12 protein-coding genes and 1 riboswitch are annotated in these 12,970 nt (G+C 72.9%); of the genes, 7 read left to right on the top strand and 5 right to left on the bottom strand.

Annotated elements, in window-relative coordinates; translation table 11 throughout:
- Positions 1 to 229: 229 nt before the first annotated feature.
- The 3 genes from IG78_RS0117835 to IG78_RS0117825 form a co-directional block, all read right to left on the bottom strand.
- Positions 230 to 1,297 carry a C40 family peptidase gene (locus IG78_RS0117835; RefSeq protein WP_030564274.1) on the bottom strand — a complete coding sequence of 356 codons (1,068 nt, stop codon included), beginning with the start codon at positions 1,295 to 1,297 and terminating at the stop codon, positions 230 to 232.
- 224 nt (positions 1,298 to 1,521) lie between these two features.
- A complete protein-coding gene (locus IG78_RS0117830) occupies positions 1,522 to 2,871 on the bottom strand; it encodes an NYN domain-containing protein (protein ID WP_030564272.1) in 1,350 nt (449 codons plus the stop codon).
- 34 nt (positions 2,872 to 2,905) lie between these two features.
- On the bottom strand, positions 2,906 to 3,145 hold the full coding sequence (locus tag IG78_RS0117825) for a hypothetical protein (protein WP_030564270.1): 240 nt from the start codon (positions 3,143 to 3,145) through the stop codon (positions 2,906 to 2,908).
- Positions 3,146 to 3,292: 147 nt separating this feature from the next.
- Here IG78_RS0117825 and IG78_RS0117820 point away from each other — a divergent pair, with 147 nt between their 5' ends.
- From IG78_RS0117820 to IG78_RS0117790, 7 genes are all read left to right on the top strand, one after another.
- Positions 3,293 to 4,024, top strand: coding sequence for a rhomboid family intramembrane serine protease (locus tag IG78_RS0117820; protein ID WP_030564268.1), 732 nt, complete (start codon positions 3,293 to 3,295; stop codon positions 4,022 to 4,024).
- On the top strand, positions 4,021 to 4,302 hold the full coding sequence (locus IG78_RS0117815) for an Lrp/AsnC family transcriptional regulator (protein WP_030564266.1): 282 nt from the start codon (positions 4,021 to 4,023) through the stop codon (positions 4,300 to 4,302). Before IG78_RS0117820 ends, IG78_RS0117815 begins: the two co-directional genes overlap by 4 nt.
- A gap of 71 nt (positions 4,303 to 4,373) precedes the next feature.
- Positions 4,374 to 4,973: a hypothetical protein gene (locus tag IG78_RS52655; RefSeq protein WP_404827793.1), complete on the top strand. Its 600-nt coding sequence runs from the start codon at positions 4,374 to 4,376 to the stop codon at positions 4,971 to 4,973.
- Between the two features lie 67 nt (positions 4,974 to 5,040).
- Entirely contained in the window at positions 5,041 to 6,411 is a 1,371-nt protein-coding gene (locus IG78_RS0117805) for a sensor histidine kinase (RefSeq protein WP_030564262.1), read from the top strand.
- A gap of 28 nt (positions 6,412 to 6,439) precedes the next feature.
- Positions 6,440 to 7,102, top strand: a complete 663-nt coding sequence (locus IG78_RS0117800; RefSeq protein ID WP_030564261.1) for a response regulator transcription factor — start codon at positions 6,440 to 6,442, stop codon at positions 7,100 to 7,102.
- Between the two features lie 77 nt (positions 7,103 to 7,179).
- On the top strand, positions 7,180 to 8,613 hold the full coding sequence (locus IG78_RS0117795) for an SLC13 family permease (protein ID WP_030564259.1): 1,434 nt from the start codon (positions 7,180 to 7,182) through the stop codon (positions 8,611 to 8,613).
- 76 nt (positions 8,614 to 8,689) lie between these two features.
- Positions 8,690 to 9,961 (top strand): glycerate kinase family protein, encoded by a 1,272-nt coding sequence (locus IG78_RS0117790; RefSeq protein WP_030564257.1) that lies wholly within the window; start codon positions 8,690 to 8,692, stop codon positions 9,959 to 9,961.
- Here the strand turns inward: IG78_RS0117790 and IG78_RS0117785 are convergent.
- The gene (locus IG78_RS0117785; RefSeq protein WP_051852730.1) at positions 9,886 to 11,334 is read right to left on the bottom strand and encodes an aminotransferase class V-fold PLP-dependent enzyme; all 1,449 of its coding nucleotides are present in this window, start codon (positions 11,332 to 11,334) and stop codon (positions 9,886 to 9,888) included. The two genes, IG78_RS0117790 and IG78_RS0117785, sit on opposite strands and share 76 nt — an antisense overlap.
- 229 nt (positions 11,335 to 11,563) lie before the next feature.
- Positions 11,564 to 11,681, bottom strand: a riboswitch (SAM riboswitch).
- Between the two features lie 175 nt (positions 11,682 to 11,856).
- Positions 11,857 to 12,921 (bottom strand): anthranilate phosphoribosyltransferase, encoded by a 1,065-nt coding sequence (gene trpD, locus IG78_RS0117780; RefSeq protein WP_030564253.1) that lies wholly within the window; start codon positions 12,919 to 12,921, stop codon positions 11,857 to 11,859.
- Between the last annotated feature and the right edge of the window lie 49 nt (positions 12,922 to 12,970).

The following is a 12,970-nucleotide window of genomic DNA, read 5'->3' as shown; positions in this document are numbered from 1 at the left end:
CCCCGCGCGGGGCGGGGGCTGCGCCCCGGATGTCGGGGAACGCGCGCGACAGTAGCGGCGTGATCGCGTCCCGGCCAAAGACCTCCGGCGCCCGCGCATGCCGACGCCCCGCCTCAGACGCAGGTCATCGGCGGGGCGCGGGGTCAGCGTGCGTTATCGGAATTCGCCCGAACGGACGGTGTGGTTGACGCCGGTCGGGGGGCGGTGTCCGGGTCCGGGACCGCGTCCCTCAGATGCGGACGCCGAACTGGAACGGCATGTTGTTGATCGACTCGTAGCGGACCACGGTGCCGGTGCGCGGCGCGTGCAGGACCTGGCCGTTGCCCGCGTAGAAGCCGACGTGGTGCAGGTCGCCGTAGAAGATGACGAGGTCCCCGACGCGCAGGTCGCTCTGCGATGCGATGCGCGTGCCGTAGTTGGCCTGGGCCTGCGAGGTGCGCGGGATGTTCATGCCCGCCTGGGCGTAGGCCCAGGAGGTGAGGCCGGAGCAGTCGAAGGAGCTGGGGCCCGTGGCGCCGTAGACGTAGGGCGAACCGATCTTGCTCTGCGCGGCGGCGTAGGCGGAGGCGGCGCGCCCGGAGCCCTTGGGGGCACCCTTCGGCGCCTCCTGCTTGCCGCCCACGGCCTGGTCACCCACGGCCTGGCGCTCGGCGTCGCGCGAGGCGCGCGCCTCCTTCTTCTCCAGGGCGGCCCGCTCCGCGGCGGAGAGGGTGTTCAGGAGCCGCTGGGCCTCGCCGAGCTTGCCCTGGACCTCGCGCTTCTTCTTGCCGAGTTCCGTGCGCGTGGTGGCGAGGTCCTCGAGCTTGTCCGCGGCCTCCTTGCGCTGCTGCGCGAGCGTGCGCTGCTTGCCCTGGATCTTCTTCAGCGCCTCGGCCTGCTTGGTGCTGAGCTGGTCGAGCGCGGAGGCCTTGTCGAGGTAGTTGTCCGGGTCGGAGGAGAGGAAGAGCTGCAGGGAGGGGTCGATGCCGCCGGAGCGGTACTGGGCGCTGGCGAGCGAACCGAGGCCGCTCCGCAGTTCGTTGAGGTCGTCCTGGCCGCGGGCGACCTTGTCCTGGAGGGTGTCGACCTGCTTCTCCAGCTTCTGCTGCTTCTCCTTGGCGCCGTTGAACTTCTCGGTCGCCTTCTCGGCCTCTTCGTAGAGCTTGTCGACCTTGGACTTGACCTCGTCCTTGCTCGGCTTCTCGCTCGGGGCGGCGTTGGCGGCCTGCGAGGTGAGTGCGACGGCCGCGGCGGCGGTCGCGGTCAGCACGGTCACACGGGCGCGGCCCGGCTGCTTGGGTCGACGGTGGGACGCCACGAAGGCGGCTCCTTCGATGAGTGATCAACAGAGCGGAGGTCTGGGCGTGACCCTAGTGACCTGCCGATGATCAGATCAAATCCTGGCCGTGAAAAAGTCCGCCGCCAAGCGTTTTCTTTACGAAGAATCGACGTTCGGTAACAGTCAATTGACGCTCCGTCTCGCACACGCGTGACCCAATTCGGGCATACGGTACGGGAGTCACGGATGGGACCCAGTTGGGCTCAGCCCCGCGAAAGCCGCTTCAGAAGCACCGCCGAAGCCACCGGCCTCGCCCCCGCCTTGGCGATGCCGTCGGCCACCTCGCGGTCGGTCGACACCACGACCACCGGACGACCCGGCGGCTCGGCGCGCACGAGTTGACGGATCAGCTCGTCCGCCGTCACACCGGGCTTGGAGAACAGCACCCGGACCCCGCGCGGCGGCGCGAGCAGCACCGGCGCGGCCAGCTCGGCACCGTCGAAGACGCAGGTCACCTCGGCCCCGGTCTGCAACGCCAACTGGGAGAGCGAACCGAGCAGGCGCAGCCGCTGCTTCTCCAGGGGCATGGTGGGATAGCCGGTCTTGGTGACGTTGTACCCGTCGACGACCAGATGCGCCTGGGGCAGTGCGAGCAGTTGGTCGAGGATGGCCGGGTCGTTCTCGGACAGGGCGCGGGCGGCGATGTCCTTCGGAGTCATCCGCCCGGGCTCGACGGCGTCGACGGTCTCGGCGGGCCGCACCGACACCGGCGGCAGCGCCAGTTCGCGGCGCAGGCCCTGGGCGGCGTCGAGCACCGTGTCGAGGAGCAGCCGCACCCTCATGTCCTCGACGCTGCGGCCCTCGCGCGCGGCCCGGCGGGTGGCCTCCAGGGCCGCCTCGGCCTCGCCGAGCCGTGCCTTCAGGCGCCGCGCCTCGCTCTCGGCGGCCGACAACTGTGCCTGGCCCTCGGCGCGCACGGCGTCCGTCTCCGCGGCCGACTTGCGCAGGGCGGCCGCGCCGCGCTTGATGTCGCTGTGCGCGCTGCGCAGCTTGCGGTGCGCCGACTCGGCCTCCCGCTTCGCCGCGTCCAGCTCGGCGCGCAGCCGTTCGGTCTCGGACTTGGTGTGGGCGCGCGCGGCGGCCAGCTCGGCGCGCAGCCGCTCCAGTTCGGCTCTGGTCTCCTCGGCGGCGCGCTCGGCGTCCACGCGCTGCGCCTCCTCGCCCGCCGCGGTGACGAGCTTGACCCAGCCGGTGGGGCGGAGCACATAGGCCGCGGCGGCCACGTCCAGCGGGTCGGCGGCGGGCGGCGGCGTGCCGGCGTCGAGCGCCCCCGTCAGCTCCGGCTGCGCCTCCCGCAGGCGTTCGCCGATGCGCTGCCGGAACACGTGGTCGCTCTCCAGGGCGGCGGCCATGGCGTTGGCGGCGAACTTCACCCGCCTGCTCGGGGTGAACCGCGCGTACTGACGCAACTGCGGCGGCAGCTCGGCGACCGTGAGGCCGCCGAAGCCGTCCGACACGATCTGCACGACCGCCCGCCGCACGCCGTCGGGCAGCGGACGGTCGAGCACCTCGGCGGCGCCGTCCTCCGGCGCTCCGCTCGCGCTCTCAACCATCGGTCACCCCACTAGCTGTGCGGGGCCCGCTCCTTCAGGAGCCGGCCCCGGGCCTGTCCACGAGTTCCACCTGGTCCACCGCGTTGCACCAGCGGCAGCGGACCGACTCGATGGTCTCACTGACCACCTCGCGTTCCTCGACCTCGGGCTCTCCGGCGAGGTCGAGGTGCACATACTCGACGGCCTTCGACGACCGGGTCACGTCGAAGCGCGTCAGGTTGCCGCAGAGGGTGCAGCGCCAACGGGTGGTGTCGGTCGGCAGGGGAACCGTCATCGTGACGTTCGCTTTCCTTCGGGAACCGTGGTGCGTATTGCCCGTAACCCTAAGGCCTGGGTAAGGGGCTCCGTACGCATACGAGCGGGCGGGGCACTCTGGGTGTATTGCCACCGTTAAGTGGCCTTCTGTCCATATGCTCTGCTCATGATCGGTTCGTGGGTTCCGGCCGTCGGCCGGGTGGCGAGGCAGCAGGCGGCTCCGGTGACGTACACGCTGATCGTCGCGTGCTGCGCGATCTTCGTGATCTCTCCGAACTCCGGCCTCAATCCCGTCCACGGCACCGGGGACGGCCTCGTCGCGGCACAGCGGGCCTACTTCGAGCGCTGGGGCGTCGTACCCGTCGAACTCCTCAGCGGCAGCCCGCGGGCCTGGCTCACCCCCGTGACCGCGCTGTTCGTGCACGGAAGCTGGCTGCATCTGCTCGGCAACATGCTGTTCCTGTATGTGTTCGGGCTCATGGTCGAGGAACGCATGGGTCACCTCCAGTACACACTCTTCTACGTCGGCTGCGGAGCGCTGGCCCTGCTCGCCTACGCGATCGCGCACGCGGGCTCGGGTCAGACCCTCGTCGGCGCCTCGGGGGCGATCTCGGCCGTGCTCGGCGCCTTTCTCCATCTCTTCCCTCAGGCGCGGGTCACCAGCCTCTTCCCGTTCCTGTTCTTCCTGCCGCTGCGGTTCCCCGCCTGGGTGGTGCTGCCGTTCTGGGTGGCACTGCAGTGGGTGGCGGCGGGGCAGGCGAGCCGGGGTCCCGCGGTGGCGTACCTGGCGCACCTGGTGGGCTTCTCCCTGGGGTTCCTGTACGCCTGGGTGCGTGGTCGGGGGCCAAGTAGAGTGAAGACCTCTGGCAAGGCCACCGAGGGAGACAGTCAGCCGTGATCACCGCGATCGTGCTCATCAAGACCAGCGTGGACCGGATCCCCGAGATCGCCGAGTCGATCGCCGCCCTCGACTGCGTCAGTGAGGTCTTCTCCGTGACCGGGACCTACGACCTGATCGCCATGGTCCGCGTGACCCGCCACGACGATCTGGCGGACGTCATCCCGGGGAAGATCAGCAAGATCCCCGGCGTGCAGGGGACGGACACCCACGTGGCGTTCCGTACGTACTCGCAGCACGACCTGGAAGCGGCGTTCGCGATCGGTCTGGACTCGTAGCCGCCCCTGGATGAGGGTTTCTTCATCTGCGGCTCATCTGGTGAGGCGGTACGCCCCGCACGATCGCTGCCATGGTCTTCTCGCATCGCATCGCGGCCCTCGCGGCTGTCGTGGCGATTCCGCTCGGCATCGCCGTGACGAGCTATGTCCTCGCCGACAACCCCTCGGCCCCCAAGGCCCCGCCCAAGGTCGAGCTGGACAGCGGCGCCCCGTCGGACACACCGGCGAAACCCCCGCCCACCCCGAGCGACCAGGTGGTCTCCCCGCCCCCGGTCGGCGACAACCCCACGGACGGCACGGGCAGGCACGGCGATCAGGGCGGCACGGGTGACGCAGGAGACACGGGAGACACGGGAGACAGGCACGGCGACGGCGGCACCGGATCCCGCGCCCCCAGGCCGGGCGGCGATCCCGGCACCGGGGGCCACCCCCGAACGGGGGGCGACCCCGGCACCGGCGGCAGCTCCGGGTCCGGGAGCGGCCCAGGGCCCGGGAGCGGCCAGCGTTCCGGCGGCGGCCCTGGCTCCGGAAGCGGCCCCGCGTCCGGCAGCGGCCCCGAGTCCGGCGGCAGCGGGTCCGGCGGCAGCGGGTCCGGGCCCGCGGACGACGCGGACGACGGCGGGGACGACGGCGGGGACGACGGGGACGACGGGCCCGGCGACGACGGCTGACGCGTCCGGGCCCGGCCGCCGCAGGCTCTCCGCGCGCGTCCGCATCCTGCTGTGGCTGCTCGTGATGATGACGGTCGCGCTCGCCGCGGTCGCCACGACCACCCGTTCGATCCTGCTGCGCGACGTCGACCGCCGCGTCGACCGGCTGCTCGCCCAGGAGACCGGCGAGTTCACCAACTTCGTCGACCGGGGCGTCGACCCGGACACCGGCGAGAGCTTCACCGACCCGCGCAGGCTGCTCACGGTCTTCCTGGAGCGCCAGTACGCGGACCCGGGCGAGGAACTGATCGGTCTGGTGCGGCGCGAGGGCGCGGGCCCCGCGCAGTACACCCAGCCCCGTGAGGTGTCGGTGGGCCATCCGCTGCACCACGACCCCGCGGCCCGGCGGGCGATCTTCGCGGCGCGCGGCTCCACCGGCTCCCTGGACCGCCCCACCGGCGAGCTGCGCTGGTCCAAGGTCGACATCGCCCGGCACGGCGGCGAGCCGGAGGCGGCGTTCGTCGTGGCCTTCCACCCGGCCGCCGAACAGGCCAAGGCGGACGACGTCTTCCGCATCCTGCTCGCCATCTCCGGCGTGGCGCTCGTGCTCACCACGGGCATCGCGTGGGCCGTGGCCGGGCGCATCCTCAAACCCGTACGGGTGGTGCGGACCGCCGCCGCGCAGCTCACCGGGCAGGACCTGACCCGGCGCATCCCCGTGCACGGCGGGGACGACATCGCCGCCCTCGCCGAGACGTTCAACGGCATGCTCGACCGCCTGGAGCGGGCCTTCGCCGCGCAGCGCGAGTTCGTCGACGACGCCGGGCACGAGCTGCGCACCCCCATCACCATCGTGCGCGGCCACCTGGAGCTGATGGGCGGCGCCACGGAGACCGCCGCCGAACGCGAGGAGACCGTCCGGCTCGTCACCGACGAACTGGACCGGATGAGCCGCATCGTCGAGGACCTGCTGCTCCTGGCCAAGGCCGAACGCCCGGACTTCATCAGGCCGGAGCCGGTGCAGGTCGCCGAGTTGACGGCCGACGTCTTCGTGAAGGCGCGCACGCTCGGCGAGCGGCGCTGGGAGCTGGCCGGGGTCGCCGACTGCGAGGCCGGACTCGACCCGCAGCGCATCACCCAGGCGATGGTCCAGCTAGCCCAGAACGCCGTCCAGCACACCGTGCCCGGGCAGCGCGTGCGCATCGGCTCCCGGGTCACCGCGGGGCGCGTCGAGCTGTACGTCGCCGACAGCGGCCCGGGCGTCCAGGACCAGGACGCCGAGGTCATCTTCGAACGCTTCCGCCGCGGCACGTCCCGGCGCGGGGCGAGGACCAGCGGGGCGGGGCTCGGCCTCGCCATCGTCCGCGCGATCGCCAGGGGCCACCGCGGCGAGGTCCTGCTGCGCCCCACCGAGGGCGGCGGCGCCACTTTCGTACTCGTACTGGAGGACCGGACATGAGTCTGCACCCGATCGCTGGGGACCGCGCGTGAACCGCATCCTGATCGTGGAGGACGAGGAGCGCATCGCGTCCTTCGTCGACAAGGGGCTGCGCGCCAACGGCTTCACGACGACGATCGTGGGCGACGGCGACACGGCGTACGACTACGCCCTCACCGGTGGCTTCGACCTGATCCTGCTCGACATCGGGCTGCCCGGACGCGACGGCTTCACGGTCCTGCGGGAGCTGCGCGAGGCGCGGATGTCGGCGCCGGTGATCGTGCTGACGGCCCGTGACTCCGTGCGGGACACGGTCGCCGGTCTGGAGGGCGGCGCCGACGACTGGATGACGAAGCCGTTCCGCTTCGAGGAACTCCTCGCGCGGGTGCGGCTGCGGCTGCGCACGGCGGCCCGGGCGCCCGAGGTGACCGTCCTTCGCGCCGGCGAGGTGACGCTCGACCTGCGTACGCGCCGGGCCCGTTCGGGCGAGCGGACGGTGGACCTGACGGCACGGGAGTTCGTGCTCCTGGAGCTGTTCCTGCGCCACCCCGGACAGGTCCTGTCCCGCGAGCAGATCCTGTCCCACGTGTGGGGCTACGACTTCGACCCGGGCTCGAACATCGTGGACGTGTACGTGCGGGCGCTGCGCAAGAAGCTGGGGGCGGAGCGGGTGGAGACGGTACGGGGGATGGGGTACCGGCTGCCGGCCTGAGGGGGCGCGGGGCTCGGTGAAGTTCCCTTCATCTTCGGCTCATCGGCGGCTCACGGCCCGGCACAACCCTGGATGCCGTGACACCGACCCTGCGGCAGTCGACCCTGCTCTGCCTGGCCCTGAGCCTGTGCGCGCTGCTCGTCGTGCCCGCCAACTTCCCCGGTCTGAGCGGGGACGCCCGGCTCACGCTCGCGGTCTTCGCGCTCGCCACCTGCGCCTGGATCGGCACACCGATCGACGACACGTACATCGCGCTCGGCGCCGGGCTCGCCCTCACCGCCACCGGCGTGATCAGCAGCGACACCCTCTTCGGGGCCCTCGGCGACGCGACGGTGTGGCTGCTGATCTGCGCGTTCGTGCTCGCCGCCGCCGTGGCGCGCAGCGGCCTCGCGGGGCGCGCCGCGGTGTTCCTGGTCAGCGGGGCCCGCAGCGTGCGCCAGCTCACGCATCTGACGACCGCCGCGCTCGTCGTGACGGCCTTCGCGGTACCCGCCACCTCCGGCAGGGCGGCACTGGCCCTGCCCGTCTTCCTCGCGCTCGCCAAGGCCCTCGCCGACCGCCGACGGCTCGTCGTGATGCTGGCGCTGCTGTTCCCGACGGTGATCCTGCTGTCCGCCGTCGCCACCCTGATCGGTGCGGGCGCCCATCTGATCACGGTCTCGGTCCTGTGGGAGAGCACCGGGGAGCGGATCGGCTTCACGCAGTGGCTGCTGCTCGGTCTGCCCCTCGCGATCGTCTCGTCCCATCTGGCGGCCGAGGCCGTGCTGTTGACGACGACGCGCCGCGCCGACCGCGCGGGCCCCGTCCGGATCACGCCCGAGCAGATACAGGAACACGTGCGCGACACCGAGGACGTGGGCGGCCCGGTCACAGGACCCTGGGAGCCCGCCGAGACCCGCTGCGCCCTCCTCCTGGCCACCGTCGTCGCGCTGTGGTGCAGCGAGCCGCTGCACCAAGTGCCGCCCGCGATGGTCGCGTTGATCGGCGCCGTCGTCGCGTCGTCGCCCGCGCTCGGCACCGTACGCCTGAAGGACGCGCTGAAGACGGTGCCGTGGTCGCTGCTGCTCTTCATGGCGGCGACGATGGCGATGGGCGTCGCCATGTCCGACTCGGGGGCGGCGAAGTGGCTGGTGGCGGGGTTGCCCGTCGATGTGGCGCCCTGGCTGTTCCTGGCCGTGGTCGTCCTGGTCAGCACGGCGGCCCATCTGGTCCTGCAGTCCCGCTCCGCCCGCTCGTCGGTGCTCGTGCCGCTGGTGATCGCGGCTGCCGTGGGCGCCGGTGTGAACCCGGTCGCCGCCGCGCTCGCGTCCACCGCCGCCGCCGGGTTCTGTCACACGCTGCCCGCGTCCGCGAAGCCGGTCACGCTCTTCGCCGACATACCGGGGACGCCCACCTACACCTCGCGTGACCTGCTGCGTCTGTCCGCCGTGCTCGCTCCCCTGACGGCGGCCCTCGTCCTGCTGTTCGCGCTCTCGGTATGGCCCCTGCTCGGCGTGCCCGTCGTCCGTTGAGCCCACGCCTTCGCCGTACGCCGGCACCGCCCGTCGGCCGAGTCCTCTCGCCCCCCTGCCCGCAAGGAGTACGTCCATGTCCCTGACCCGTGTCGCCGTCGCGCCCAGCGGCTTCAAGGAGTCCCTGTCCGCCAAGGCCGCCGCCGAGGCCATCGCCACCGGCGTACGACGTGTCGTACCGGACGCCGAGGTCGACCTGATCCCGCTGGTGGACGGCGGCGAGGGCACCGCACAGGCCCTGGCCGCGGCGACCGGGGGCCGCTTGGTGGCGCTGCCCGCGACGGGCCCCCTGGGCGAGCGCATCGGCACGCACTTCGCACTGCTCGGCTCCGGCACCGCCGTCGTGGAGATGGCCGCCGCCGCGGGCCTCGGCCTGGTCCCGCGGGACCTGCGCGACCCGGGGGCCACCACGACGTACGGCGTCGGCGAGCTGATCAGGGCCGCCCTCGACACCGGCGCCCGCCGCGTCCTGGTGGGCTGCGGCGACTCGGGTACGTCCGACGGGGGCGCGGGCGCGCTACAGGCTCTCGGCGCCCGGCTCCTGGACGCCGACGGCTGGGAACTCCCTTACGGGGGCCGGGAGCTGACGCGGCTTCACCACATCGACAGCACGCGCCTCGACCCCCGCCTCGCCCGCACGGAGCTGCTCGTCGCCTGCAACCCGTACAACGTCCTGTGCGGCCCCCACGGCGTGGCCCGGGTGTTCGGCCCGCAGAAGGGCGCGACTCCCGCCCAGGTCGAGGAGCTCGCCGGGGCCCTCGATCACTGGGCGTACGTCCTGACGCGCGACCTCGGCGTCACCACCGACCTCTGCGGGGGCCCCGGTACCGGCGCGTCCGGAGGTCTCGGCGCGGGGCTCGCCGCGCTCGGCGCCAGGCTCCTGCCCCGCTTCGACGTGCTCCTGGACCACCTGGACCTGGACGCCAGGCTCGCCCGCGCCGACCTGGTCGTCACCGCCGAGGGCGCCCTCGACCACCAGACGCCGCGCGGCAAGGTGCCGGCGGAGGTGGCGCGCCGCGCCAAGCGGTCCGGCAGACCGGTGCTCGTGCTCGCGGGCACCATCGGCGACGGGGCGCAGGAGGTGCGCGCGCTCGGCGTGGACGCCTACAGCGCGATCCTGCCCGCCCCGGTGTCGCTGACGGAGGCGCTGAACCGGGGCGCCGAGTTCCTCACCGACGCCACCGAACGCGCCCTGCGCATGATCGTGCTGGGTTCCAGGCTGCCGGGGCCCGTGCTTTCGGGGCCGGGTCCCGCTGCGCCCCTGCTGCCGGGTCAGGCCGCGGCGGCACCGGTGGCAGCACCGGCGGCGTCGGTGTCCGGCACGCAACGCCCGTCCTCGGTGCGGTAGTTCCAGCGCGCGCCGTCGGCGACCAGTTCCTTGACGGCCCGTACGAACCGCTCCACGTGCTCGTCCGGGGTGCCCGCGCCGAAGCTCACCCGGATCGCGTTCAGGGACCGCTCGCCGGGCGCCGCCTCGGGGGCGCCGCACTCGCCGGGCTCGTCGGACGTGCCGCCGAGCAGGGTGCGCACCAGCGGGTGCGCACAGAAGAGGCCGTCGCGGACCCCGATGCCGTACTCGGCGGACAGCGCGGCCGCGAAGTGGGAGCTGTTCCAGCCGTCCACGACGAACGAGATGACGCCGACGCGCGGCGCGTCGTCCCCGAACAGCGAGAGCACCCGCACCCGCGGCACCTCGGCGAGCCCTTCGCGGACGGTGCGGATCAGGTGCCGCTCCCGCTCCACGAGCCCGTCGAACCCGGCCTCCTGAAGGGCCTTGCAGGCGGAGGCGATGGAGTACGCGCCGATGACGTTGGGCGAGCCCGCCTCGTGCCGGGCGGCCGTGTCGTGCCACTCGACGTCCACTCCCCCGTCGGCGCGGCGCGCCACCTTCCGCGAGGCGCCGCCGCCCGCCAGGTACGGCTCGGCCTCCTGGAGCCAGTCGGCCCGCCCGGCGAGCACGCCGGAGCCGAAGGGCGCGTACAGCTTGTGGCCGGAGAAGGCGGCCCAGTCGACGTCGAGCTCGGCCAGGTCCACCGGGTGGTGGGGCGCGAGCTGGGCGGCGTCGAGCACGATGCGGGCGCCGTGCGCGTGCGCGGCGGCGGCCAGCTCACGGACCGGCCACAGCTCACCGGTGACGTTGGAGGCGCCGGTGACGCACACCAGGGCGGGCCCGTAGGGATCGCGGTCGGCGAGGGCGCGCTCCAGGGTGTGGACGGCGTCGTCGTGGGTGCGCGGGGCGTCGAGGTAGGTGACGCGGGCGTCGCGCCACGGCAGCAGGGACGCGTGGTGCTCGGTCTCGAACACGAAGACCTGGCAGTCGGCGGGCAGGGCGGCGGCGAGCAGGTTCAGCGAGTCGGTGGTGGACCGGGTGAACACCACCTGGTCGCCCTCCCGGCACCCGAGGAAGTCGGCGACGGTCCTGCGGGCGTTCTCGAACAGGTCGGTCGAGAGCTGCGACAGGTATCCGGCACCGCGGTGCACGCTCCCGTAGTACGGCGCGTACGCGGCCACGTCGTCCCACACGCGCTGCAGGGCGGGGGCGCTCGCGGCGTAGTCGAGGGCCGCGTACGTCACCTCGCCCCCGGTGACGAGGGGAACGGTGACATCGCGGCCGAGTACGGGGAGCGGCGCCGCGCAGGAGGGGTCCGCCGGGTCGGTGGCGACGGCGGAGGTGCCGGTGGCGGGGGCGGTGGCGATCTGGGCGGCGGGGCGTGCGGACATGACGGATCTCCCTGCGGGCACGAAGGAACAGCTACGTAAGATCCCGTGCGACGGCGACGGCGACGGCGACCGCTACGGCGCGATCGGCGCTCTGCGTACGGGTGTTGCCTCGACGCGCGGCGCTCTTCGCCGGGCGGAGGGGTTACGGAAAACGGGGCTCTGGGCCCTAGCGCATTCGCTTGCTCACGAGACTGCTCCCTCGACGACCAGGACCCCTGGTGACGCGAGGGGTCCGCGCTTGCGATGAACCTTGCTGTTCACCGCCTGGTCTTCACCCGGGGCACCCCGCCACGGACGGAGGGTTGCCGAACAGCGGGCCGGGGCCGTAGTCGCTGTTACTCATGACCTGCGCAGCATCTTGCCACATGACCATGCCTTCGCAACACCCGCCCCGTAAGGGGCGCGGGGAACTGCGCGACCGGCCACGAAAAAAGCCGCGGACGCGGCTGCACAGTTGCTCGGCAGACGCGTCTGCGGCTTGTCGCGCGCTGAGCGCGCAGTTCCCCGCGCCCCTTACGGGGGCTAACGGTTGCTGGCGGTCACCCAGCGGGCGAGGGCGGCCTTGGCGGCGCCCGAGTCGATGGCCTCGGCGGCCTCGGCCATCCCGGCCAGGATCAGCTCAGGGAGAGAGCCTTCGCCCTGCCCCAGGGCGACCAGCGCCGCCGCGGAGTTGAGGAGGACCGCGTCCCGCACGGGACCGGACTCCCCGTCGAGCAACCGCCGGGCGACATCCGCGTTGTACGCCGCGTCGGCGCCCCGCAGCGCCTCCACCGGCACCAGGTCCACACCGACGTCCCGGGGGTCGAAGGCCTCCTCGCGGACGCCCCCGTCCCGTACCACCCACACCCGGGACGTGGCCGTCGTGGTCAGCTCGTCGAGCCCGTCGTCACCGCGGAAGACGAGCGCGGACGAGCCGCGCTCGGCGAGCACCCCGGCGAGGATCGGCGCCATCCGCGCGTCGGCGACACCCGTGGCCTGCGCCCGCACCTTGGCGGGGTTGGTCAGCGGGCCGAGGAAGTTGAAGGTGGTCCGGATGCCGAGCTCGCGTCTGGCCGGCGCCACGTGCCGCAGCGCGGGGTGGAACCTCACGGCGAAGCAGAAGGTGATGCCCGCCTCATCGGCGACCTCCCGCACCCGCTGCGGGGTGAGTTCGAGGTTGACGCCGAGCTTCTCCAGGACGTCGGAGGCGCCGCTCGCGGAGGACGCGGCGCGGTTGCCGTGCTTGACGACCTTCGCGCCGGTGCCGGCGACGACGATCGCGGACATGGTGGAGATGTTCACGGTTCTGGCGCCGTCGCCGCCGGTGCCGACGATGTCGACGCTGGGCCCCGGCACGTCGATGACGTGGGCGTGCTCGTACATCGCACGGACAAGGCCTGAGATTTCCTCGACGGTCTCGCCCTTGGCCCGCAGCGCCACGGCGAAGCCCGCGATCTGCGCGTCGGTGGCCTCACCGCGCATGATGCGGTCCATGGCCCAGGCCGTGTCGTCCGCGCTCTGGTCGCGCCCGTCGAGCAGCCCGTTCAGCACGTCGGGCCAGGAACGGGCCGCCGCGGTGTCGCCTCCTGCGGGGTGCACAGCGCTCATGGCCGCTCCTGGGTGCTAGACGGGATCTCTCGCGGGATCTCTCGATGAG

This window comes from Streptomyces aureocirculatus, assembly GCF_000720475.1.
In the GTDB taxonomy this organism is placed as follows: domain Bacteria; phylum Actinomycetota; class Actinomycetes; order Streptomycetales; family Streptomycetaceae; genus Streptomyces; species Streptomyces aureocirculatus.
Note: the sequence above shows the minus strand (reverse complement) of the source record. Positions and strands in the feature narration are given on the sequence as shown.